Annotated in this window: 14 protein-coding genes and 1 pseudogene; 10 read left to right on the top strand and 5 right to left on the bottom strand. The window is 69.0% G+C overall.

The window, feature by feature from the left end:
- Positions 1 to 483 precede the first annotated feature (483 nt).
- Entirely contained in the window at positions 484 to 903 is a 420-nt protein-coding gene (locus ABZ721_RS10395) for a hypothetical protein (RefSeq protein ID WP_358788201.1), read from the bottom strand.
- A gap of 1,329 nt (positions 904 to 2,232) precedes the next feature.
- Between ABZ721_RS10395 and ABZ721_RS10390 the strand changes: the two genes are divergently transcribed.
- The 7 genes and pseudogenes from ABZ721_RS10390 to ABZ721_RS10360 all read left to right on the top strand — a co-directional run bounded on the left by ABZ721_RS10390 (position 2,233) and on the right by ABZ721_RS10360 (position 8,539).
- Positions 2,233 to 3,027 (top strand): hypothetical protein, encoded by a 795-nt coding sequence (locus ABZ721_RS10390; RefSeq protein ID WP_358788200.1) that lies wholly within the window; start codon positions 2,233 to 2,235, stop codon positions 3,025 to 3,027.
- A gap of 334 nt (positions 3,028 to 3,361) precedes the next feature.
- Entirely contained in the window at positions 3,362 to 3,508 is a 147-nt protein-coding gene (locus ABZ721_RS10385) for a hypothetical protein (RefSeq protein ID WP_358788199.1), read from the top strand.
- Between the two features lie 283 nt (positions 3,509 to 3,791).
- Positions 3,792 to 4,271 carry an acetylxylan esterase gene (locus ABZ721_RS10380; RefSeq protein WP_358788198.1) on the top strand — a complete coding sequence of 160 codons (480 nt, stop codon included), beginning with the start codon at positions 3,792 to 3,794 and terminating at the stop codon, positions 4,269 to 4,271.
- A 279-nt stretch (positions 4,272 to 4,550) separates the two neighbouring features.
- Positions 4,551 to 5,564: a LacI family DNA-binding transcriptional regulator gene (locus tag ABZ721_RS10375; protein WP_358788197.1), complete on the top strand. Its 1,014-nt coding sequence runs from the start codon at positions 4,551 to 4,553 to the stop codon at positions 5,562 to 5,564.
- A 100-nt stretch (positions 5,565 to 5,664) separates the two neighbouring features.
- Positions 5,665 to 5,751 (top strand): annotated as a pseudogene (locus tag ABZ721_RS10370) (carbohydrate ABC transporter permease); the annotation flags it as partial.
- A gap of 883 nt (positions 5,752 to 6,634) precedes the next feature.
- Positions 6,635 to 8,254, top strand: coding sequence for a cellulase family glycosylhydrolase (locus ABZ721_RS10365; RefSeq protein WP_358788196.1), 1,620 nt, complete (start codon positions 6,635 to 6,637; stop codon positions 8,252 to 8,254).
- A gap of 42 nt (positions 8,255 to 8,296) precedes the next feature.
- The gene (locus ABZ721_RS10360; RefSeq protein WP_358788195.1) at positions 8,297 to 8,539 is read left to right on the top strand and encodes a hypothetical protein; all 243 of its coding nucleotides are present in this window, start codon (positions 8,297 to 8,299) and stop codon (positions 8,537 to 8,539) included.
- Between the two features lie 549 nt (positions 8,540 to 9,088).
- On the opposite strand, the gene ABZ721_RS10355 is transcribed toward ABZ721_RS10360, so the two are convergent.
- Together ABZ721_RS10355 and ABZ721_RS10350 are read right to left on the bottom strand one after the other, a co-directional pair.
- Complete coding sequence (locus ABZ721_RS10355; RefSeq protein WP_358788194.1) at positions 9,089 to 12,784, bottom strand: NACHT and WD repeat domain-containing protein; 3,696 nt, start codon at positions 12,782 to 12,784, stop codon at positions 9,089 to 9,091.
- Entirely contained in the window at positions 12,781 to 13,140 is a 360-nt protein-coding gene (locus tag ABZ721_RS10350; RefSeq protein WP_358788193.1) for a hypothetical protein, read from the bottom strand. The genes ABZ721_RS10355 and ABZ721_RS10350 overlap by 4 nt, the downstream gene beginning before the upstream one ends.
- A 1,059-nt stretch (positions 13,141 to 14,199) precedes the next feature.
- Between ABZ721_RS10350 and ABZ721_RS10345 the strand changes: the two genes are divergently transcribed.
- A complete protein-coding gene (locus tag ABZ721_RS10345; RefSeq protein ID WP_358788340.1) occupies positions 14,200 to 16,761 on the top strand; it encodes a glycoside hydrolase family 9 protein in 2,562 nt (853 codons plus the stop codon).
- A gap of 490 nt (positions 16,762 to 17,251) precedes the next feature.
- On the opposite strand, the gene ABZ721_RS10340 is transcribed toward ABZ721_RS10345, so the two are convergent.
- Positions 17,252 to 17,593 carry a dihydrofolate reductase family protein gene (locus tag ABZ721_RS10340; protein WP_358788192.1) on the bottom strand — a complete coding sequence of 114 codons (342 nt, stop codon included), beginning with the start codon at positions 17,591 to 17,593 and terminating at the stop codon, positions 17,252 to 17,254.
- A gap of 451 nt (positions 17,594 to 18,044) precedes the next feature.
- On the opposite strand from ABZ721_RS10340, the gene ABZ721_RS10335 reads away from it, so the two are divergent.
- Positions 18,045 to 21,146 carry a fibronectin type III domain-containing protein gene (locus ABZ721_RS10335; protein ID WP_358788191.1) on the top strand — a complete coding sequence of 1,034 codons (3,102 nt, stop codon included), beginning with the start codon at positions 18,045 to 18,047 and terminating at the stop codon, positions 21,144 to 21,146.
- A gap of 239 nt (positions 21,147 to 21,385) precedes the next feature.
- Here the strand turns inward: ABZ721_RS10335 and ABZ721_RS10330 are convergent, their stop codons facing one another.
- Complete coding sequence (locus tag ABZ721_RS10330; RefSeq protein ID WP_358788190.1) at positions 21,386 to 22,951, bottom strand: PQQ-binding-like beta-propeller repeat protein; 1,566 nt, start codon at positions 22,949 to 22,951, stop codon at positions 21,386 to 21,388.
- Between the two features lie 711 nt (positions 22,952 to 23,662).
- On the opposite strand from ABZ721_RS10330, the gene ABZ721_RS10325 reads away from it, so the two are divergent.
- Positions 23,663 to 25,128: DUF4331 domain-containing protein (locus tag ABZ721_RS10325; RefSeq protein ID WP_358788189.1), on the top strand; the 1,466-nt coding region annotated here is incomplete at its 3' end.

Genomic DNA, 25,128 nt, shown 5'->3' with positions numbered 1-25,128 from the left:
CCCGCGTGGATGGGGAGGAGCGCACCCACCGGACGAGATCTCTTGAAGGAGCGCATGCCGCCGTCGTGCGGTGTCGAAGCGTGCCACCCCATGTTCCATGCAGGAGCAGCAGATCGGGCTCGCATCACCTTCGAGCCGGACGCCCCCCAGCCGGGGACGGACTCCCGCCAAACTCGCTCCGGGAGAGATGGGCAGGATTCAACTTTGATGTCGCCTGGTTCACTGGCGACATGCCAGCAGTGATGCGCTTGTGTTCGCCTTTCCGATTCCCCCTGGCACGCCTTACGGCGCCCTCTCGGTATGGTTCACCACAATCCGGTTACCGCTCTCGCATCCTGGAGCTTCGTAAAGTCTTCCCCCCCGGGGACGAAGGGCCATGCCGCCACCTCTTGCCGCATCGGTTCCAGAGCTCCACTAGAGAGGCACAACGCTGCCCCGACCGTCAGCCAGACAGGTGTGGGGCAGCGGGGCGGTTCGGTGCCGTCAGTAGTCGATCTGGCCTGCGGCGCGGGATGTTCCGAGGAACTGCAAGAAGAATTGGGTTCCGTCCAGGACATCGGTGGCGGCCAGACCCCAGCGACCTTCGGCCAGAATATGCCACCCGCCGCAGTTCCAGCTGGACCCCGCCTTGAAGCACGTCCGCACCGAGCGCACCCCCGCCCCATCCAGCTTCAGGTTGATGTCGTTACACCGGCTGGTCGTAGTCGCGTAGGAGCCGCGGGCGGGCCAGTACGCGGGATCATTGGAACCCGTACCGGGGTAGCTCGTGAAGCGCGGCGCATCGACCGTGCAGGCCCGCGCGGCGCTGATGGTGTCCGATGCTGCGGCCGACCCTGCCATAACGCCGCCTCCCAACAGCGTTAGAGCCGCTACTACCGGTACGAACTTGAGTTGCTTCCGCATCTTCTGACTCCTTCTTCCGCTGGTTCCGGTAAACACTCCCTCCCTCACCCAAGTCGGGAGGGCCTACGCTGAAGAACCTGCCGCCGCCGGTCGTCGTGTACTTCACTCACCGGTTGTTCTTGATCTCCATCCGCGAGTCGCTCGGGGCGTTCAGCTTGAAGTGACCCACGCGGCCCTGCAGGACGGGCTGTAGAGCAGTTCCATCGCGTCGAGTGGGTCGATGGACTCGGCTACCGTATGCGCGTCGTTCTGTCAGGTCGTGCGTCCACAGAACAACGGCGTTGCCGCGGATGGGGCGGCGGCGGATGTGGCACGCACAACTGCGCCGCTTTCCTTGCATGCAAAGCATCGACCGGGCCCCTCAAGGTGGGAAGCTCGAACAGCTGAACACAAGTGCTCCTGAGTGGAAGATGTCGCGCAGGCCGGCACAACCGGCCTGCACCACGGGCTCACCCGACTTATCACCCTGGCGAGCGGAGGCCGGCGACATCCAGTTGGACGGCAACCCGCGGAAGTTCGCAGGCGACGGCACGCTCCACCTGGCCTGGAACCCCCTGGTGACCGACGCGGTGAGCCGGCCCGCCTGCATGTCATCGGTCCCGCACCGCGGGAGGGATATCAGCCCGCAGTCCGACCCCGCGCTCGCCGCGCGACGTCGAGGACGCGGACGGCGTGGGGAACGCCATGGCGTCCTGCCCGACGTATGCGGCGGACGTGCGAGCCAACACCGTCACGCGCCGCGCCCCGGCTGTCCCAGGGGATCTGCATACCGCCGGTGAGAGTGGCCGCCGCCCCGATCGATGCGTCGCCCACCCGCTGACGCATCACCCCTCAGCCGGCGCAGCCACGATCGCTCGCCAACCGCCAGGGACGGCCAGGTTCCGGCGGCCGTCGCCAGGCGATGGAGGCGCAGCCGCTCCGCCCCTGCTGGCTGTACCCTGCTGCCCGCCCCGAACGTGCTCCCCTGGCTGCCCTCGTACTGCGCGGTCCGCACCACTGGGCATTGATTCCGGTCTGCCGTACGGCGCCGCCGTCACGGACCTTCGCACCGTGACCGGCTTCGTGTTCGCCTCGTACGGAGCCGCATCCCCTGTCGGGCGTTCCGCTGCATCCTGACACCGTCAAGGGTGACTCCTCGTAGATGGGAGTGGTGACGATTTGCCGTCGGCTTCGGCGTAGTCGCTGCGGATGCAGGGTTTGGTTGTACGGATCCGATGACGACTACTCGCCAATTTCTGGGACTCCCAACCCCTTTCAGCATTCTCTGCCTGCATCTAAGGTCGCACCGTTGGAGCATCTTCTGCCTCTCGACAGGAACTGGGGCTGGCAATGAAGCGGATTTCTCGCTCCCTGGCAGCGGTTGGCTTAGCGGTGTGCGGCGGCGGCGCGCTGCTCGGCCCCGCCTTCACGGCAACCGTGGCCTTTGGTCAGGACCTGCCCTGCAGCGGCGGCGAGCGAAGCGTTTACCTGAAGGTCGCGATCGCCGGCCTCTCACAGGCCAAGCTGCACGCCGAGGGCGCCCCACAGGACTTCGAAATCACCTATGCCAACCCTTCCGGGCCCCGGGTAGACAGCTTTCAGCACGCGTTCTACATCGATGCCGAGGGAGGGGGATGGGAAGTCGTCGGCTTGACCGTGGAGCGTCAGACGTCGACAGGTTGGGTGCTCGAGAATATCGGCACTCAACCGGAGATCAAACTTCCTCCCTTTGGACTTGAAAAAGGCCAGCAGGTGACGTTCAACCTCCGTATCGCGGCCGGTAGAACAACCCCGGTCGGCACCTATCTAGCGGTCGCGCAGGGTAGTTCCCCTGCTAACCCCGACCCGACGCGTGAGAACGGGTGCGTTAACTTTGGTGGGGACACGGATGTTAAATTCAAGGTCGTCAAAGGATCGACGGCCCCAACCGCGGCCCCCGTCCCGACCCATACAACCAAGCCGACGCTTAAGCCGTCTCCGAGGCCGACGGTGGCGCCGAGCACGGTGCCGCAGAGTGATAGGGACCAAGAGCTGGCCGCGTCTGGGGCCTCCCCGTTAGCGCCCGCGGCGATCGCCGGCGCGCTCTTGCTTGTCGGTGGAGTCGGCATTCTCGCCGCGCGCCGCCGGAGCCGTCACGATCGCTGAACCCAGGCGAGCTGCTCTACCGACCGTTGTCGGTGCCTTCGCGAGCCAGGGTCGCCTCCTTACGGAATTCGGTTCAGGTCCCGCAAGGCGTTCGAGGAGGTTCGACTTCCCGCACCTCGCCGCGTCGACACCGTACCGCCGTGCTGCTCTCCTCCTACCTCGACACGGCCCACCCGTTCGCCCGGCCCGAGGACGGTGGCTCCGGCTGCTGCGCCACCGGGCGGTCCTGGATCGTCGGGCGGCACCCGCCGTGGCCCGTGAGAGCGACGGCCTGCCCACCGCCGGCCACCAGGGTCGTGGAGGACCACCTGGAGCACGAGGACGGCCGGGTCTCGTGTGGCTGGTCAGCCAGGCGCACGCGGAGCTGACCGTGACCCCGGTGGTGAAATCCGGCGTCCTGAACGACCTCGACGCAAACCCCGCCGGCCGTGTCGAGCTGCCGGTCTACGGCGCACATGTGCTCGACCTACGCGGCGCCTGACCCGACCGGACCACCCCCATGGTGGACGCCGCCGGCGCACGCGGGCGGCACGCGCCTTCGCTCCACCGACCCGAGCGAGCGACTCGCACCTTGAGGAAAGAACTCCCACCGTGCCGCTGACCGACCTGCCGCACTCCGAACCCGTCGTCTACTCCCCCAAGGTGGTCGCCTCGGCCGACTTCGACGATTTCTGGGCCGCCACCCTGGCCCAGGGTCCGCGCCCACAGCTACGCCCCCGCACGGACTCCCGCGTACAACACCCTGCTGCCCCTGGTCGACGTGTATGACGTGCGCTACCCGGCCGGAACGGCGAGCCGGTGGCCGACTGGTTGATCCTGCCGCGCGACGCCGAGGGACCGCTGCCGGTCCTGATGCGCTGCCAGAGCTACAGCGGCGGCCGCGGCGCCCTCACCAGCTGCTGCTGTCAGCGGCCGGCTACGCCCACTTCGTGGTCGACAGTCGCGGTCAGGGCCACCAGAACCCCGGCCACAGCTCCGGCGGCGGCACGCAGTGGGTCGAGGGCTTCATGACCCGCCGAATCGAGGGCCCCCGCAACCACTACTGCGGGCGGCTGATCACCGACTGCGTTCGCGCGGTGGATGCCGCCGGCTGCGAGAGAACGAGCTGGCACCGTGGGAGGTGCGGCCCTGGAGCCGTTCGCCATGCCCGTGGTCACCCCCAACCGCTCTGCGCGTCGACTCGAAGCGCTGGAAATGATGCAGGGAAGCCAGACCTCTGTCTTGACGCTAAACCGGTGCAGTGATGTCATGCTCGTACAGCAGACAGGGTCGTGGCACCGCCTTCGTGGCAAGCGCCGACCCGAGCGGTCGGTCTGCGCCCCGGAGCCCCGGGCCCCGCACAGCACAGCGTCTCAGCAGACCGCAGGAGCCGTGGCTCTTCGCGCCTGAAGGGAAACAGGCCACCGGCACTGTGGAAGGAAGCTGCTGAACCGGCTGAGGGTGTGGCGGTGCAGCACGCTGAGGCCCCGTTGTTCACCGTCCGGCACTCTCACCGAGAGGCAGTTGCTGTGAAGAGTCCGACGATGGCGGACATCGCGCATCGTGCGGGAGTAACGAAGGCCGCCGTGTCCTTCGCCCTCAACGGAAAGCCCGGCGTGTCCGAGGCGACCCGCCGCCGTATCGTGGCCATCGCCGAGGAGATCGGCTGGCAGCCCAACAGCGCCGCCCGAGCCCTGTCCGACGGACGGGCCAGCGCCTTCGGTCTGGTGATGGACCGTCAGGCTCGCTCCCTGGGCATGGAGCCGTTCTTCATGCAGCTCATTTCCGGCGTCCAGAAAGAGCTGTCCGCCAAAGGCATCGCGCTGCTGTTCACGCTCGCCGAGGGCACCGAGGCGCAGGTCACCGTCTACCGCGACTGGTGGGCCAGCCGCCGGGTCGACGGCGTCCTCCTCATGGACGTGCAAGTCGACGACCCCCGGGTCGCAGCGGTGGAGGAACTCCAGTTGCCCGCTGTGGTGATCGGCCCGCCGGTCGCCGCCGGTCGGCTCCCGGCCGTCTGGAATGACGAGAATGACGGGGTACTCCTGGCAGTCGAGCACCTGGCCGCCCTGGGTCACCGTCGTATCGCCCGGGTCAGCGGCCCGGTGAGCATGTGGCACACCCAGCTGCGGACCGCCGCCGTCGAGTCCCTCACCAAGGAACTGGGCTTGCGGGTGACCACCGTGGAGGCCGACTACAGCATCAGCATGGGCGCAGAGGCGGCCCTCGCGCTGCTGGACGGGCCAGACCGGCCGACCGCCATCCTCTTCGACAACGACATCATGGGGGTTTCCGCTCTCAGCGCCATTCAGCAGCGCGGCATCGCAGTGCCGGCCGAGGTCTCCCTGCTCGCGTGGGAGGATTCCCCCATCTGCGAACTGGTGCGCCCTGGGCTGACCGCGCTACGGCGCGATATCGCCGATTACGGCGCGAAGGCAGCGCACCAACTGTGCGAGGTCGTCGCCGGGCTCCCGGTGCGGCACTTGCGCGTCGCTGGGCCGACACTGATCGAGCGGGGCAGTACCACGGCCGTCACAGAGGTACGCCCGTGCAGTTGAGTTTGCGGCAGGGCGTCGCAGCCCGGACCGGTGGCCGACGCAAGTGTGGTTCAGGCCGACTTGAGACGGAGTCGAGTCATCGCGCCCCAAGGTGACGCCGCACCAGGTGATGGCTGCCTCCCTGGTGCTGAGCGCGCTTGTGCTCACCGGCCTCCTGCTGTTCCAGCGATACCTGGTGCGTGGCCTCGTCACCGGGCCAAGTGCTGAGCGAGGTTGCAGCGGGGTGCGACAGCGACGCACATGGTGCCCGACGAGGTGCGGGAACCGACCCGTAGTCGGCCGCTGCGGGCACTCGGCGCAGGTAAACCAGTTTGTAACGCGGATCAAGAACCGCGCTGCTTCCTTTCTCTCCTCCCCAGCCAGACGTTCGGCCCTTAGTTGCGTCGAGCTTCGTCCGCCGTGTGCGAGCAAGAAACTAAGCGTGAGCCAACGCGTTGTCAATACCATCGGAAGCACATTCGCACACAGTGAGTCCGGCAGATCTCCCGCAGCTTAACCGGTTTTGCTTCAGGTTTAGTTTGCGCACCCGTTGACCGGAAGCGCCGACCGGTGCTTCGATCACCCAGACACCACAGCCGCCAAGGACGACCGTTGCTCGACACGGCATCCACCGTGGGCAGTTCGCCTCGATGGCGAATCGCTGCAGCCGGCTGATTTCGGCATACAGGCGAAGTGACGCGTCCGTGCGGCCTGCTCGCATTCCAGCGCACACCGGTATATCAGCACCTCACCCGAAAGCAATCGCCATGCCCTTTCGCAAACCCGGGCGCCACCGCGCCGCGGTAATGCCCGCCGCCGCCCCCGCCACCGTCGGCGCACTCCTCCACCGAATGACCGCGTCGGCCCGCGCCGACGCGGGCGCTGCCCCAGTCGCAGCCACGGCTCTCACTCCCACGAGTCGGGCTGCCGCCCTGGCCACGGCCACGGCTTGAAGAACCGCCTGGCCGATGACTGACGGCCACCGGGCGTCGCGGGCCCGGCACATAAGCGAGCCCGCCACACCCTTAGCACGTCCGAACCCACTATCGCCGGGCCACTCCGGCGTCACCCGACCGAATGTGGAGCAAGGGATGAACAGCAGATGCGCACGTGTGATGGTCGGCCTCGCCGCCGTCGTCACCTCGATGCTCGTGGCGACACAGCCCGCCCAGGCGGACACGCCGGGCTTTCATGTGCAGAACGGCCGTCTGCAGGACGCCAACAATCAGGACTTCGTCCTGCGGGGCATCAACCACGCCCACACCTGGTATCCCACCAGGACCACCAGAGCACTGCAGGACATCAAGGCCACCGGTGCCAACTCGGTGCGCGTGGTGCTGAGCACCGGTGACCAGTGGACCAAGAACGACACCGCCGAGGTCGCGAACATCGTCGCCCAGTGCCGGAGCAACCGCCTGATCTGCGTCCTGGAAGCCCATGACACCACGGGCTATGGCGAACAGAGTGCCGCCGTCTCGCTCGACCGGGCCGCGGACTACTGGATCAGCATCCAAAGTGCTCTCAAAGGGCAGGAAAAGTACGTCATTGTCAATCTGGGGAACGAGCCTCACGGCAACAGCGGCTACACGGCCTGGACCGCTGACACCAAGTCCGCCATCCAGCGGCTGCGCGCGGCCGGCTTCACCCACACCTTGCTGGCCGACGCGCCGAACTGGGGGCAGGATCACACCTTCACCATGCGCGACAATGCCGCCGCCGTCTTCGCAAGTGATCCGCAGCGCAACACGGTCTTCTCCGTCCACATGTACGGCGTCTACAACACCGCAGCGAAGGTCAGCGATTACCTGAATTACTTCGTCCAGGCCAAGTTGCCCATCATCGTCGGGGAGTTCGGCAACAAGCACTCCGATGGCGACCCCGACGAGGACGCCATCATGTCCAGCACCCGACAGCTCGGCCTGGGCTACCTGGGTTGGTCCTGGAGCGGCAACAGCGGTGGCGTCGAATACCTCGACCTGACCACCGGCTTCGACCCGACCCAGCTCACCCCCTGGGGGCAGCGTCTGATCGAGGGCACCGACGGCATCCGCGCCACCTCGCACGAAGCCAGCGTCTTCACCACCGGCGGCACCGACACCCAGCCCCCCACGGCTCCCGGAACCCCTGCCGCCGACAACGTCACCTCGAGCGGCGCCAGGCTCACCTGGAGTGCCGCCACCGACAACACGGCCGTCACCGCATACGACGTTGTGCGCGTGAGCACCACTGGGGAGAGCGTGGTCGCCACCGTGGCGGGCACCAGCGCCACCGTGACCGGGCTGCAGGCAGCCACCCGCTATGACTTCGCGGTGTACGCCCGCGACGCCGCCGGAAACCGCTCACCGCGCTCGGCCACCGTTGCCGTCACCACAACACCGGTCAGCAGCACCGGCACTTGCTCCGTCAATTACCGCCTCAGCGACTGGGGAAGCACCTTCAACGGTGACGTCACCATCCGCAATACGGGCACTGCCGCCATCAACGGCTGGGCGCTGGACTTTGCCTTCCGAGGCGACCAACGACTCAATTCCGTCTGGAACGCCATCGGCACCCAGAGCGGAAAGAACGTGCATGCCGTGAACGCGGAATGGACCCGTACCATCCCGGCCGGCGGCAGCGTGAGCTTCGGCTTCAACGGCTCTTCGTCCGTCGGCACCAACGGCGTCCCGACCGCATTCATCCTGAACGGGACGGCCTGCGGCATCGGATGACGTCCGCTCACGCGTCACGACCGGCCCGGGCCCGTCGCCGTAGTGCGGCGTGCCCGGACCGGCATCCGTGCGACCTGCCGCACTGACCCGGCGAACAGCGACTACCCGTACTCCGGCTGCGCCGGCGACCAGTTCTGGATCCTCACCTCACGCGTCGACGACGGCTCGTTCTACCCGGACTACACCGGCTACCACATCACCTGGAACGCCGATCCCACCAATCCGTCCCGCACCACTACGGTGATCCTCGCCGCGCACGCGAAGGCCATGGCGGCTTCGTCGTGAAGGACCGCTCCACGCAGTGACGAGTGTGGCCCGGGTCGGTGCCGTGGCAGCGGCGTCGGCGGGCCACGGCATGTCCGCTCGGCAGGTGTGCAGCGCCCGTACACCGGCACGGCGGGCCACAGCGAGAGCGGTCAGGTCGGCAGGTTCCTGGCTCATGCCACCGAGACCCGGCCGCTGGTGGACGATGGAGGAAGGCGTCCAGGGCACGCAGAACGGAGCCGGCCTGGACCACTACCCGGGCGCAAGTACCGCGCCGGGGATCGGCACATCACGCTGGCCCCGGTCGCCTAGGCCGACCTGGCAACGGTCCGTGCGCGAGGAGCTCACAGAAAGGGCTCACGATCCGCTGACCATCATCTTGTCCCACCGAGTCTGCCCGAGATCCGCCGCCTGACCGCCCACGTCGCCGCCCGTCTCCTCCCGTCCCTCGCCCAGGTCCTGCAGTGGTCCCACCGGCGACGACGAGCTCAGCGCCGAACACGTGGCAGCCACTACAAGCGACGAGGCCCAGCCTCTGACCAAACCGTCATCACCCCACACACGGTGCCACTAGGAGGGTTCGACCGGCTCCCACAGCAGGAGCGTACGGTCGCGGCCGCCTGTGGCGAGCAGTGTGTGCCCGTCAACATCCGGTACGGTGCACACCGCGCTCAGCCAACTGTCGGTGTGGCCACTGAGAGGCGCGCCGATCGGCTTGAGGGTGGTCGGGTTCCACAGGCGTAGCAGGCCGTCACGACCAATGGTGACCAGTTGGGCTCCGTCGGCAGCAGGCAGGACACACATGCCCGTCACCCAGTTGTGGGCGTGCAGTGGCTCGGCAACGGGTTCGCAGGTGGTGGGGTCCCACAGCCACACGAGTCCGTCGCGGCCGCCTGTGGCAAGCAGAGTGCGGCCGTCGGGGCCAGGCACGGCGCACAACGCCTCGACCCAATTGAAGTCGAAGGCGCTGGCGGGCTTCATGTCTGTCCCGACTTGCTGGCGCGTGCGCGGGTCATACAGTTGCACGGTCGCTTTGTCGGAGACCACGGCGATGAGCGTGTGACCGTCGACTTCGGGCACGGAGCATACGGTGGGGCGCTCGGTCGATCCGGCGCTCTCGAACGGTTCGCCCAGGGGTTGCCCGGTGGCTGGGTCCCACAGTTGCAGCAGCGTGCGGTAGCTGGAGGTGGCGAGTGCCGGGCGGCCGTCCGCATCGGGCACGACGCACATCACCGTTGCACTGTGCCGGCGGTTCGGGGTGGCGGTGCCGATCTGGTCACCGGTGGCCGGGTCCCAGCGCCTCAGGTGGTCGTCCTCGTGCACGCTGAACAGCACGGTGCGGGGGTCGATGTCCTCGATCGCGCACACGCCCATGGTCCAGTTGCTCTGGCGAGAAGAGTCGTCGCGACGTCCGTCTGCGCGGGGAATGTCGAGCCAGGCGTGCACGAGGTCGCCGGATGCGGGGTCCCACAACCGGATCGAGGCGTCATGAGCGCCGCTGGCAACCAACGTCCGGCCGCCGACCGCGGGCACCGAGCACAGGGTTCTGATCCAGCCGCTGTGTCCGTCGAGCCCCGTGCCGAGCCCGACCTCGTCCGTCAGGTCCCACAGCCGTACCGCTCCGTGGTCGCTGAGGCCGCCGTGCTCGACGCTCGCGAGCCGGGCTCCGCCGTCGTCGGAGGGGATGGTGCACAAGGACTTCACGTCGCCGATATGTCCCGTCAGCGGCGGTGTGACGGGTGCGCCGGCTGCCGGATCCCACACCTGGATCGTCCCGTTGCGGCCGCCGGCGGCGAGCAGCGCGCGGCCATCGGCGCCGGGCACCGCGCACATCGCGGTCACCTCGTCGAGCTGCCCGCTCAGCGGGGCGCCGACCGGTTGTCCGGAAACCGGGTCGCGCAACACGATCTGACCGTCGCGGCCGCCACTGGTGGCGAGCAGTGTGCGGCCGTCCGCGTCGGACACCGCGCACATCGTCGCGACGTAGTCGGTTCCCAAGGGGCCGGCCGACTGTCCGGTGGCGGGATCCAACAGCTGGATCCGGCCGGACTGGACCACGGCCAACAGCGTCTTGCCGTCGACTCCGGGCACCGCGCACATGGTGCTGTGCAGCACGTCGTGGCACGACCATTCACCGATTCTGCTCCAGGTGTCCGGATCCCACAGTCGCACCCGTTGCTTGTCCCGGGTGGCCAGTACGGTGCGACCGTCGACGTCAGGGATCGCGCACACGGAGGTGACGGCCGCATCGGGGCTCGCCAGGTCCGCGACCTGTTCGCCGGCGACCGGGTCCCACACCGGCACGGAGCCGTCCTCACGGCCGGCGGCGACGAGGGTGCGGCCGTCGGCGACGGGCAGTGCGCCCATGGTGTTGACCCAGCGCGAGGCGCTCTGCCACGGCGGGAGGTGCGCGTCCGCCGCGTCATTCCTGCCGGTGAGGACGGCGAGCAGGTCACCGGAGTCCGGGTCCCACAGCGACACCGAACCGTCGATGCGACCGGTCCCGAGCAGGGTTCGACCACCCATCGGCACGGCGCACGCGTCGTGCGGGTAGTCCGTGGTGACGACGCGGTGCGGGACGCCTGACCACCACGCGGCGCGCAGCCGCCACCGCCATGGCTGTCCGACGGCGCAGGCCTCGGCCAGCTCGGCGCTGCGGTTCCGGCGTGCGTGGACGTGCAGCCACCACCGCCGACGTTCCGCGCTCGGTTCCTGTCGCCAGTCGTGCAGCGCCAGCTCGTAGGCGCCGAGCGCCCGGCGGCCGGTCGCGGTGGTGAGGTCCCGACGGTGGCGCAGCAGTGCCGGTGGAACGACCGTCAGCAGAAACCCCGGAATCCCGACGAGTTCGTCCAGCCGCCCGCACGCGGACGCGTGCCGGGGAAGCCAGAGCCGACCGTAGTCGCCGACGGCGGACCAGTCGTCGTGGGCCATCATCTGCGTGTCGACAAAGCGGCCGTGTGCCCTGTGAAGAGCCTCGTTCAGCTCCTGCCGCAGGCCGGCGTCCAGCTCGTCGTCGGACCCGGTCTCGAACAGGTCCCGCAGGCTCTGGTGGCGAATGGAGTAGCGGTCGTCCTCCCGGCTCAAGAAGGGCCGGAACGCCCGATCGAGCCAGCGGCGCGCGGGTCGGGGGTCGACTCCGGCGATGTCGGCGAGGACGTCCGGATCGGCGGGCCCCTGTGCGGCGGCCAGCGTCGCGAGTAGCGGCTCGCCGACGCCGTCCCAGTCGGCAGTCTCCCGCCACCGGCCGATCTGTTCCTCGTAGTATCCGGCGAGCCCGTCGGGCAGCCGGCTGACCTCGTCCGGCGACCGGGTGCCCTGGGCGATCTCGTCGAGCACGTATCGCGCATAGATCCACACCCCGGCGCAGCGTTCGGCGAGCGAGTCCACGAACCGGTCGGGTGGCATTTCATGGGCGCGGAGGGCTTCGTACAGCCCGGTGTCGGACTCACCGACCCGCCTGCGGAGGTACGCCAGCAGGTCGCTCCGGTTCTCCGGGCCGTCCACATGGATCTCAAGGACGTCGGTCTGCGTCCGGAGGGTCGACAGGTTCACCCCGAACCTGCTGGTCGCCACGATGTGCACCCCGTGCGGCAGGTGCTGGGGTCGGGGCAGACCCAGCGGAATGCCCGTGTCGTACCCGCGGGTCGGCGGTTCGGCCTCGTCGAGACCGTCGACCAGCAGCACCAGCGGCGTCGCCGGCGCCACACGGTCCCGTTCGGCCGCAGCCGCCTGTAGAACCTTCACCAACCATTGCGGGCGCTCCGCTCCGTCGGGCAGCAGCCCGCCGGGGCACAGTCTGTCCTCGAGATGCCAGCGGTGCACGAGCTGCGCGGCGAGGCTCTTGCGGGCGGTCTCCGGGTTCCCGCCGCCGACGAAGGCGCTGAAGTGGTGAGGCCAACCCCTGGTCCGCACCAGCTGCGCGCTGAGGCTGGTCTTGCCGATCCCCGCCTCGGACACGATGAGCACATATCCCCTGTCCCGCTGCGAGATCGCGCCATCGATCCGTTCGATGAGCCAGCCGCGACCGGTGAAGTGGTCCAGATCGAGGTCGTTCAGCAGCGGCGCCGGGTCGACGATCGCGTCCGTCACCCGTTCGAACGCCCCCACCCCGATCGAGACCGTCACCGGCGCGTTGATGTCCCGCCCGGCGGTCACGGCTCCCGCGCCTGCCACCGCGTCAGGGGGCAGCCCCACCACCTGCGTCGACACCCTGCCCTTGATGTCCCGGCCCGCGCCGACCGCGCCGGGGCCGAGCTCGCCCCTCACCGATCCCGGTCCTCGGCCGGCGGCGCGAAGTCCACCCGGGTGGTGACCTCCCCATCGATGTCCCGGCCCGCCTCGACCGCGCCCGCTCCCCCGGCGATGTCGGGGTCGGCCGGCAGGCCGGTGATGTTCGTGGACACCGGGTTCTTGATGTCCCGCTGCGCCCGCACGCCGCCCACCCCGGGCAGCGCCGGCTGCTGACGCAATGCCAGCCACCCGGCCACAGCCGCCGACAGGATCACGGCCGCCCCGAACGCGACCCACCAGCCCCAACCGGCATCCAACTGCCCCATCAGCAGCGCGACCACCACGCCAAGCACCACTGTTACCGCGGCGCCTCCGGCGGCGATCATCCGCATCCTCGTCATTCGGCCTCCCCCATGCCAGCGCACCCTGCACGACGAGAATATCGACAGCCTCGTGTGCACCGGTCTCGGCACCACGCTTCGGTTGGTGCTGGCTGACAACGAACTGTCGTGCTTCGGCTCAATCGTCGCAGTGCGGAAGAAGCCGGGGAACACCCGGCCGCTTCCGCGTGCCTCAGCAGTCGGCCTCGTCAGCTCGGACTCCCGGTGCACGGCGCCGTTGATCCGGACGTCTTGCAGGGAGCCGACACGGTGGCCGCCGTGTGGGAAGTACCCCTCCGCGAGGGTTTGGGCGGTGGGCTCGCGCACCTGGTCCTCGGTGGTGCCTTGCCGCTGAGCGCCGAACAGGCGGGCCGCGTGGCGTTGGGGGCAGGGCCGCGCGGAGGTGGCGGTTGCGGACCTCAGCGGTCGTGATGTCCGAGGCCGCGCCGTACCCGAGGCGTGCGTGTCGATTGCCCCGCCCGCCGGTGGTGGGCCGCCTCGTGGTGGTCCTTGGCTCTCACCTGCGGCTGCCGTCGCGGCTTGACCTCACGCCAGCGGCGCATGACGAGGTCCCTGCGGGGCTCTTTGATCTGCTCTGACACCGGCGGCGGCCGCGGGCGGCGCCATCACCACGCCGAGGGCGGCCACCCCGGAGCGGCCGGTGCTGCGCGGTGGCAGACACGCGGAAGCACCCCTGCCCGATGGATGGGAAGGAGGTGCTTCACTGCGTCAGCAGTGCCGCCGCGGTGGGTGCGGCGCGCTTCCACCCGGGATCCCGCGTCTGACCGGTCCCGGGTTCCGGAAGCGGGGACGCACGTTACCGCCTCGCCCGCGGTACGCCGCACCCTGCGATGCCCGCATCGACGTCGCAAACCCGGTCCGACGTCTTGACGGCGACTCCGGCACCACCCACCATTCGTGGGAGCGCTCCCATGTCGACCTTGCCACGCCTCACGCCGGAAGGAACGATCTGTGATCCCGCCCCCGCCCCGCTCCCGCCCCCTGAGGTCCCCCGGGGAACGCCGACGTTTCCGGACTCGCATCCTGGGGACGCTGGCCACGGCCGGCCTCATCGGCGCCGCCCTCGTCGCCCCGGCCCGAGCCGCACCGACCGCCGACAACGATCCGCCGGAGCAGATCGTCAACGGCGACTTCACCAACGGCAGCAGCGCGCCGTGGTGGTGGACAGCGAACAACCCGGCCACCGTGGTGGACGGTCGGCTCTGCGCCGACATCCCCGGGGACACGACGAACCCGTGGGACGCCATCGTCGGGCAGAGCGATCTGCCCCTCATAGCCGGTGAGAGCTACACGCTCAGCTTCACCGCAACCGCCTCCGTGCCGGTCACCATCACCACTAATGTGCAGATGGCGGTCGACCCGTACACCGCCGAGCTGTCGGAGCATGACCAGATCGATGCCGCCGGGGTGCCGATCCACCACACCTTCACCGCCCAAGCGAGCAACACCGCCGCCCAACTCGCCTTCCAGGTCGGCGGCGGATCCAAAGCGTTCACCTTGTGTCTGGACGACATCTCGTTGCGCGGCGGCGCCGAACCGCCCGTCTACACGCCCGACACCGGTTCCCCGGTCCGGGTGAACCAGGTCGGCTATCTCCCCGACGGTCCGAAGAACGGCACGCTCGTCACCGACACCACCACCGCGCAGACCTGGACGCTGAAGAACGCGGGCGGGACCGCCGTCGCCACCGGGGCCACCAAGCCCGGAGGCACCGACCCCACCTCCGGCCAGAACGTCCAGACGTTCGACTTCGGCAGCTACACCACCCCCGGCAGCGGCTACACCGTCACCATCGGCGACGAGGTCAGCGAGCCGTTCTCCATCGCCAACGATGTCTACTCCTCACTGCGGACCGACTCCCTCGCGTACTACTACCACCAACGCAGTGGCATCGCCATCGACGGCTCCCTGGCAGGCGCCTCGTACGCCCGCCCGGCCGGACACCTCAACCTCGCCCCCAACACCGGGGACAACGACGTGCCGTGCCAGCCGGGCGTGTGCGACTACACCCTCGATGCCGCAGGCGGTTGGTACGACGCCGGCGACCAGGGCAAGTACGTGGTCAACGGCGGGATCTCGGTCTCCGAGCTGATGAACACCTACGAGCGGACGCTGACCGCCGCGGGCGCGGACGGCGCGGCACTGGGCGACGGCAAGCTGAAGGTGCCCGAGAGGGGCAACGGCGTGCCGGACATCCTCGACGAAGCCCGCTGGGAACTCAACTTCCTCATGGAGATGCAGGTACCCGACGGCCACCCACTGTCGGGCATGGCCCATCACAAGCTGCACGACCAGGCGTGGACGGGCCTACCGCAGGCACCCGAAAAGGACGGCCAACTGCGCGAACTGCACCCGCCGTCCACCGCGGCCACGCTCAACCTGGCCGCCGCGGGCGCCCAGTGCGCTCGCTTGTTCAAGCCCTATGACGCGGCCTTCGCCGACCGCTGCCTGACCACGTCCACCAAGGCGTGGACCGCGGCGAAAGCCCATCCGGCCGTCTACGCCGACCCCAACGACGCCACCGGCGGCGGCGCGTACAGCGACAGCAACGTCACCGACGAGTTCTACTGGGCCGCGGCCGAGCTGTTCATCACCACCGGCGCCGACACCTACCGTCAGGCGGTGCTGGCCTCCCCTCTGCACGGCGATTCCGCCGCGGTCTTCCCGTCCGACGGTTTCTCCTGGGGCTCCACCGCCGCACTCGGCGCCCTGGACCTGGCAGCTGTGCCCAACGGACTGACGGCCGACCAACTCGGCATCGTGCGAACAATGGTGACCCACGCCGCGGACCGCTACGCCGCAGACTCTCAGGGCGCGCTGTACGGTGCGCCCTACGCGCCACCCGGCAACCACTATGTGTGGGGCTCCAACAGCCAGGTGCTCAACAACGCCGTGGTGCTGGGCGTCGCCAACGACTTGACTGGTGAGAGCAAGTACCGGAACGCGGTTCTGCACGCTCTGGACTACGTCCTCGGCCGCAACCCGCTGAACCAGTCCTACGTCACCGGTTTCGGCGAGCGGGACTCGCACAACCAGCACAGCCGCATCTGGGCACATCAGCTCAACGCCGATCTGCCCAGCCCGCCCGCGGGCACTTTGGCAGGAGGCCCGGACAGCCAGTTGGAGGATCCGACCGCGCAGAGCAAACTGACCGGCTGTGCTCCGGCGATGTGCTACATCGATGACATCCAGTCCTACTCGACCAACGAAAGCGCCATCAACTGGAATGCGCCCTTGGCCTGGGTCGCCTCCTACGTGGACGACCTCGGGAGCCATGGGAGTGGCGTCAAGGCAGCCTGCCAGGTCACTTACACCGCCTACCGGTGGGGCGGCGGTTTCACCACCCAGGTGACCTTGAAGAACACTGGCACCGCGGCGGTCTCCCCCTGGGAGCTGCAGTGGTCCTTCACCGACAACCAGAAGATCACTGATCGTTGGCAGGCGGAGATCACCCAGGCCGGGCAGAAGGTCCGTGCAAAGCCAGCCGCCTGGAACGGCTCCGTCCCACCGGGGGCTTCGGTCAACTTCGGTTTCAACGGCACCTCGAGCGGCCAGGTGAGTGATCCGAAGCCCTTCACCATGAACGGCGGCACCTGCGACATCGTCAAGTGACCGGTTGACGACTGACAGCGCGAAAAGGCCGAGGCTTCCCCGCAAGGGGCGGCCTCGGCCGCTTCACAGCCAGCGGACGCCCCGCCCCGCACGGCGGCTCTACGCATCCGCGTTGCCGGCCACCGCACGAGCGGAGGAGCCTTGTGCCCATGGCGGAGAATCCGTGGGCGGGGCGAGGCGGATCGATCGCGCACGCACCGACTGCCGAAGCCCTGTCCACGCGGACCCGCCCGAGGTCGCACAACTCACCGTCGACGACCGCCCCCGGCATACCAGGACAGCCGGGCGCGGTGGTGCGATGCGCGCTGCGGTGCAGGCGGGCGTGTGGTCGGCACGAGCGGTGGCTCGTGGAGGCGAACACCGGCCGGCGTCCTGGTTATCTGGACCTGCGGGGGGGTGCGGGACGTGGCCGCAGCGCAGCGGCGGTGGGTCACTGGCCGGCTGGGCCGTCCACGGGTGTGCTGCACGCCGGGGGTGAACGTGGTGCTGCTCAGGAGTCTCCGCTAGGGGGCTCGGTGCTCGCTCCGACCAGGCGCAGGCCCTGGCCGACTGCGATCGGGGGGATGCACAGGTGCAGCTCGTCGATGAGCCCGGCGGCCAGCAAAGCGCGCACCACCGAGATCGACCCGGACCTGCCGATCGGGCCGCCGTTCTCCTGCTTCGGTGCGGTGACGCCTTCGAGCAGGTCGCCCTGCACCTGCTCGGAGTTGCGCCAGGTGAACGTCAACGCCGAGCGCGAGACCACGATCGTGCGCGCGTCGCCGAGCGCCTTGGCCATCGGGGCGTCCTCGCCGCCGGCCGTCTCCCGGCCCGGCCAGGCGTCGGCGAACACGTCGTGGGTGACCCGGCACCCGGTGGCGCTGGCGTGGGCGCGGGACGCCGCCCGGCCCTCCCTCCGTCGTCCAGCCGGGGGCATTGGCCTGCCACTGCGAGAACGGATATCCAGGCTATTTCGGCCCCCCTACGCCATTTTCAGTGGTTTGAGCGGCGAGCAGCGTATACCGCACGCATATTCGAGCCTTTCCGCCTGGTCCACCGAGCCGCTTGCTACCTTCCCTGCGGTGGGTTCGGTTCTGTTGGGGTGCCCAGCATTCCTAACTGCTCCGATCACTTCTGCCCATCGTCAACGATCCGTTACGTGAGCACGCGGGGTTCTGTGTGCCCGCGTGCGGAGGGGTGTGCTCATGTGGCTTTCACGGAGAGCTCGCAGCAGGCGAGCGTGGAGCAGTAGGGCGACGCTGGCCGTCGTGGTCGCTCTGGGGTTAGGCGCCGGTTCGGGAGGAGTGGCCTTAGCCGCTCCTCCCCGGGCGAGCGCGCAGGCGCCGGCCCAGCAGGCCCTGCAGGCGCCGCTGATCGACTCCGTCCAGCCGTTCGCCTCCGGCACGGTGCACGTGACCGTCACGGCCGGCGACACCGCTCAGGAAGCGGTCGCCCGCGTCGACGTCCACGCCTATGCGCTGGACGACAACGGTGACCCGACCGGCGCGCCGGTCGCCAGCGGCAAGGTGCTCGCTCCGGACCCGGCCAATCCGCCCGTGGTCACGGTCCAGGGCCTGGTCAACGATGTGAGCTACGCGTTCGAGGCCACCCAGACCACCGCCGGCGGGGTGCTCTCAGCCGTCTCGGTCCCGTTCCTCGGCGGGCCGCAGACCCCCAAGCCCCCGCTGGCCCCGACCTTGGCGACCATGCTGGGGCGGGACACGAAGATGCTCGTGGTGTGGAACCCGGCCCACCCCAACGGCTCCCCCGTCACGTCGTACACGGTCACCGCGACGCCCAACGGCCCCGGTGCCAGCGTGACCGCGAGCGTGGCCGGCCACGCCCTGCACACCACGCTCACCGGGCTGGTCAACGGCAAGTTCTACTTCGTGTCCGTCACCGCGACCAACGCCGCCGGCACCTCGCCCGCGGGCAAGTCCGACAGCCAGACCGTCGGAGCCACCGCGAACGGCACGGTCGCCCCGCGCCCGGCCTACCCCTCCAGCGCCCCGCAGGACGTCTCCGCAGGAGCGCCGCCGGTCGGCGCCGACGGCAGCCAGCCCGACCCGACCGCCCTGCAGGTGGGCTGGGACGCACCGCTCGATGACGGCGGGCACAGCATCACCAACTACACCGTGGACGCGGTCGCTCCCGGCCAGCCGCCGGTCGTGGCCACTGTGCCGGCCACCACGACCCGGACCACGCTGACCGGCCTGACCCCGGACGTCGAGTACAAGGTCACCGTCACCGGTATCCAGCACAACGGGCAGCTCAGCGCCACCAGTACCCCCGTCACTGCCGCTCCGCACCCGACGCCGGCCGCGGGGACGGTGTTCTTGTCGGCTGCGTCCATTGCGACCATCAGCCGCGTCACCGACAGCACGGTGGTGTTCACCAACCCGCCCGCCCAGGTCGGCGGCCTGGCGGTGAAGAGCATCATTGCCGTCGGCGAGAGCACCAACCCACTGGTCCACTCCGGCCTGCTGCGCGTCGTGGACAAGATCAGCTCCTCGGGGGGCACGGTCACTCTCACCACCAGCCAGGCCGCCCTCCAGCAAGCCTTCCGCTCCCTGGACTTCACCGCCCACGGCAACCAGGCAACCTCGGGAACCGAGGGCTACCAGATCACGATGCTCAACCCGCATTTCCAGGCCTCGGTCGCGCCCCAGGCGGCGATCCCCGTCGCGAACAAGACCTTCACCCTCGACCTGGCCCAGAAGCTCAACGACGACCCCAAGATGAAAGAGCGCCTGGGCAACGCCACGATCACCGCCAAGCTGACCGCCGCCTTGAGTCTGACCACCAACTGGGAGGCCAACGCCAGCTTCCAGGACGACCCCAGCGGCTCGTGGTACTCCACCAAGACCTTCACCTACGACTTCTCCGCCACCGCGACCGCGAAAGCGTCCATCAACGGCGAACTGGGGATCGCCTACAAGCACGAGACGCAGCGCGAGCCGCTGCTGACCTTGAAGCCGGCGAGCTGCCTGATCGTGTACGCGATCGCGTTCTGCCCCTCGCTGACGATCTACACGCAGACCTCGATCGACGGGTCGATCAAATTCACCTTCAACGCCACCTACGAGCGGACCATGGGCGGCAAGGTCCACCGCGACAGCAGCGGCACCACCCACAAGACGGACCTGACCAAGGACCCGGTCACCTCGTTCGACTACAGCCTGAACGCGGCGGCCACGGTCACCTTCACGTTCCCCGTCTCCCTCAAGATCCTCATCTACGACGTCGCCGGTCCGGAACTCGAGGTCACGCCCTCCCTGGAGGTGACCGCGGACACCGCCGCGAACCCCTGGCTGAAGGTGACCGCGCCACTGAAAGTCTCGGTGTTCTTCCTCCTGGACTTCAAACTGACCACGTTCTCCTTCGGAGGCGTCGTATACAACACCACCTTCCCCCTCTACCAGAGCGCCGGGGCTTTTCCCCTACCGTCCCTGTCCAGCACCGCCCCTGCCGCGAAGTCCCTGGCCGCCGCGGCCAAGCAGTACACCGTCACCTGGCCGGCCGCCTGCGACCCCGCGCAAGCCGTCACCTGGTCGATGGCCCCCGGCTCGCTCGGCACGGTCAGCGCGACCGGCCTCTACACCCCGCCGGCCCACCCCGGGAGCAACTACACCGACCTGATCACCGCCACCACCGCCGGCACACCCACCTGCCCGTCCGTCGCCACCCAGGCCGCATTCCACCACGGAGCGAGCCTGCCCGCAGCCCCGCACGCCCCGGCCATCAGCGCCGACGGCTCCACCGTGACCTGGACCGCGCCCGCCACCGGCGGCAGCCCGATCGAGGAGTACCTGGTCACCGTCGTCAACAACCCCGGGGACCCAGCCGGCACCGAAACCGTCCTGGGCACCGCGCCCGGCACCGCCACCTCGCTGGCCATCCCCGCCGACCGCATCCCGCAGATCGAAGCGGGCCACGCCAGCGTCCAGGTCACCGCCGTCACCAGCCGCGGACAGGGCCCCGCCTCCGCGCTGTCCGCGCCGGCTCCCGCCACCAACCCGTTGCCCATCCTCACCACCTCGGCAGGAACCGCGGGCGGCGGCACCATCACCGTGACACCTGACGTGATCAACCTCGGGGGGAGCGATGCCACCAACGTCACGTACCAGCTCACCTACCCCGCCGTCTTCACCAACCCCACCGCACCCTCCAATTGCACCGTCAACACCACGAACCGAATGCTGACCTGCGACACCGGCACCATCGCCGCGGGCACCGACAAGATCACCCCACTCATCTCCTTCACGCTCGGCCAGCTCACCCCCGGCACGCCCTACCCCCTCACCATCACCCGCACCGCTGCCAGCCCCTACCCCAGCGACCCCCACAACGGCACCACCACCCTGACGTGCGCCGCCGATCCCGCTCTCCGCGTCACCTGCGCCTGACGCCCCACCAGGCCGGTACACCGCCCCGGCACCGCCGCCCTGCGGGTAGCACCTGACAGCGCACGGATCCTCCGGGCGCACCTGGACCGGGCCCCGCCGCCACACTTCCCGCGCCGATCCTTGGCGCGCCGGCCAAGGTGTGGCGGCGCGGGCATCCTGCGTAGCGGTCCCGCGCCTCCAACAGCCACCGTCACCATCCGCTCGCATCGGTCACCGCAGCCGGCCGCAGGCCACCGCGGTCAGGGGCGGACCCCCAGCAGGGGTGGTGTGGCACCGGTGCCATCGGGGTTGACGAGAACCCACCGGTCTTCGCGGCCGGGGATCAACTGCGGTGCGCCCGCCACATCCTCGGCCCCCTCCCGGAGCAGTGGCCCTTCCGCGAGGTGTCCGGTGCGCGGGTCCAGGGAGCGGATCCGCGCCCCCGCGAGGATGACCAGCCGATCCTCGGACACCCGGGTGAGCGCCGTGACCGCTCCGCCCGCCCCGGTGTGCCACAGACGCCGTCCGCCCTCGAGCGCGTAGCCCGACACCGCGGCGGGATCGGTCTCGCCCGGCTGCGTCACCGCCGTCACCAGCACGTCTCCGACGACCGCGGCCCGGAGCGACGGCCGGGCGTCGAAGCCCTGCTGAGGGAACGCGGTCAGGTGCAGATCCTCCTCGCGCCCCGAGATCTTCACCGATCCGCGCAGGCGGTCCTGGTCGTCGAAGGCGAGCACGGCATCGGTGCCGCGTTCGGCCTTCTCCTTGAGCCAGAGCACGAACGGGCGGCCGGAGACGACGAAGACGGTCTCCCAGCGACTCTCCGCCGGCAGTTTGGTACGACGTACCTGCGTGCCGTGTGCGGTGTCGAGCGACACCAACTCCAGCGAGCCGAACGCGGAGTCCGCCCCCCGCAGGCATTGCACGACCACACGGGTACGGCCCGCCGCGGCCGATGCGACGACCGGCGAGCAGCCCTCGCCGAGATCCAGTTTCCAGCCCGGAACGCCGGTGCGCAGCGCGAAGCCGCGCACGGCGGTCGGCTCCAGGGCGACGGCGACGCCGCTGTCGGCGGCCACCCTGCCGTCGGTGGGTCCGGTCCCGGCAACGCCCGTGATCTTCCGCTCCCAGAGCTTGCGGCCACTGGCGGTGTCGATGCCCCATACCGTGTCGCACGGCTCCTCCTCGCGGCCGAACGCGATGATCCCGACGCCGTCCACGACGGTGTCACTCATCGCGCACGCCGATCCCCGCACGGGCGCCTCCACGCTCCAGCGCTCCCGTCCGTCGGCGAGGTCATAGCTGGTCAGGCCATCGGTGCGGGCGCGCACGACGGCTCCGTTCACGACCCAGTTGCCCACACCCTTGACGGTGCTCGGCCGGTCGACCGGCACGTCCCAGGCCCGGTCGAGAACGGGGCCGCGCATCCACACGTACATCCTCCACCCCGGCCAGAGGGCGAGGACCATGCCCACCACGACCAGCACGGCGGGCAGCGCTTTCCCGGGACGGACCTCGGTCAGTTCCGCGACGCGCCAGGTGACCAGGCCCATGCCCGCGAAAGTGCAGAGGAACGCCAGCAGGATGGTGGGAACCGTGCCCTCGGGGCAGGGGCGTGAACCGTCACCGCACTCGTTGCCCGGTATCGAGGTCCAGCCGAACCAGTGGAAGGACACCGCGAGGCCGGCAACCAACCCGGCCGTCACCACGAGCAACGCCCTGCCCCACACGGTTCCCTGTGTCCCGCGCGCAGGTCTACGGTCCTCCACCATGTCGCCCCTCGGCGTCAACTGCCGCTCCCCCAGCGGAGGGTGGCACTTGATCATAGCTCCCGCACCGTGGAGCTACCGGAAGCCAGGGGGCGAACAGCACGGTCAGCAGCAGCCTCAGGATGTCGCACCCGAGGTGGCACTTGCGGCCCATGTCCCACGTGACCGCGTCGGCGCCCTGATCCGTCAGCCGCACATCAGCGGAGATCTTGATGCTCGGGGAATCCAGCTTGGATTGGACCGTGCTCTGATCTACGACGGCGCACCCGCGGATTGAATACCCGACGCCTGCAGCCGCCCGGGGAATCTGCCAGACGCCTCCGTCCGACGGGTCGCAACGGCCAAATGCCCATATGCACGCATCCGATGCAGTCACGTGCACAGGACCGTCCCGGCCAACATCATCTGCTAGGTCTTTCCGCATGCGTCACTACGGCCCCGGGCCGATGGGAACTGGCCATCGGAGAATTTATCGACTCGTGGATAAAGACATCCAGCCGGGTGCTCGTAACCCGCAATCCAGCTCGCACGACCTGGCATCTTTGGTTTTCGGCGGAAAATCGTTCCATTGAATGCAGCGGCGGGTTGGCTGGAAAATTCGCCCCAACGGGTGATGTTTTGTCGGAGGCCAATCCGCGGCATTGGTGGGCTTCGAAGACCGTCTTGAAGGCAACGCCCTTCGAGACCGTCCTCCCATCCAGGAAAGAAAGACTTTTCATGACCGCAAAAGCAACACCCGCCGGCAGTGCTCGGTGGAAGTCGGCTGCAATGCTGTTGGCGCTGGGTTCGGCTGTCGCCGGAGCCGCTCTGGCGGGTCCGGGTACCGGCATCGGCCAGGCCTCCAGCCACCGGGAAGCACCCCTGGTCGCAGCTGACCCGCAGGTCGACAACACCGACCTGTACGCGTTCACCAGCCCGGACAAGTCCGACACGGTGACGCTCACGGCGAACTGGATCCCGTTCCAGGAGCCGAACGGCGGGCCGAACTTCTACCCGTTCGCCGCTGACGCGCACTACGACATCAACATCGACAGCCAGGGCACCGGCAAGCCGGACCTGACCTACCGGTGGACGTTCCGCAACGAGGACCTGCGCGGCGAGAAGACGTTCCTGTACAACAACGGTGTCGTCAACAACCTCACCGACAAGACCCTGCTGTTCCGCCAGCACTACTGCCTGCAGGAAATCCGCGCGGGCCACAAGCCGGTCACACTCGTCGCGGACGGCATCGCCACCCCGTCCAACGTCGGCAAGGCCTCCATGCCGAACTACGGCCGGCTCCGCGACCAGGCGACGAAGAAGCTGCCCGGCGGCGGTCAGACCGTCGCCACCCAGGCCGCGGACCCGTTCTTCCTGGACCTGCGGGTCTTCGACCTGCTCTACGGAGGCAACCTCTCCGAGACCGGGCACAACACCCTGAACGGCTACAACGTCAACACGTTGTCCATCCAGGTGCCCAAGTCCAAGCTCGCCTACAAGGGCAACGCCAAGCGCAACCCGGTGATCGGCGTGTGGAGCTCCACCGAGCGGCGCACCCTGCAGCTCAGCCCCGGCAAGCAGACTCCCACGGGCAAGTACGTGCAGGTCTCCCGCCTGGGCAACCCGCTGGTCAACGAGGCGGTGGTACCGGCTGGGCTGAAGGACGCGTTCAACGCGCTGCCGCCGTCCGAGGACCACAACCAGCCGAAGGTCGTCGCGAAGGTCCTCGACCCGGAGCTGCCCAAGCTCATCCAGGGCATCTACGGCATCCCGGCGCCGGCCACCCCGCGCAAGGACCTGCAGGAGATCTTCCTGACGGGCATCGCTAAGGCTGCCAACGGGCCCCTGGCTGTGGACCTGAACTCGCAGCTGATGAACCTCGACATCAACAAGAAGCGGTTCGTGCCCGCGGAGGAACTGCGGCTGAACATGTCGACCCCGGTGACGGCCAAGCCGGACCGGCTCGGTGTGCTCAACGGTGACTTCCAGGGATTCCCCAACGGACGCCGCATGGGTGACGACGTCGTCGACATCGCCATCCAGGCGCTCGAAGGGGCCACCCCGGGCCACCTGATCCAGGCTCTTGCCGCCGGTGACGGCGTCAACGGGCCGGGCGTCCCGTTCGGGACCAGGTTCCCGTACGTCGCCCTGCCGTACACCGGTTCGGTCAACCAGGCAAGGACCCGCGGCTGCGGATCATCGCCCGGGAGACGAACAGCGGCGGCTGCGGGACACCGCGCAACGACGGCACGGCC

Origin of the sequence: Streptomyces sp. NPDC006733, assembly GCF_040636125.1 — a bacterium.
Classification (GTDB): Bacteria; Actinomycetota; Actinomycetes; order Streptomycetales; family Streptomycetaceae; genus Actinacidiphila.
The sequence above is the reverse complement of the archived record's forward strand: the minus strand, read 5'-3'. Positions and strand labels throughout refer to the sequence as shown.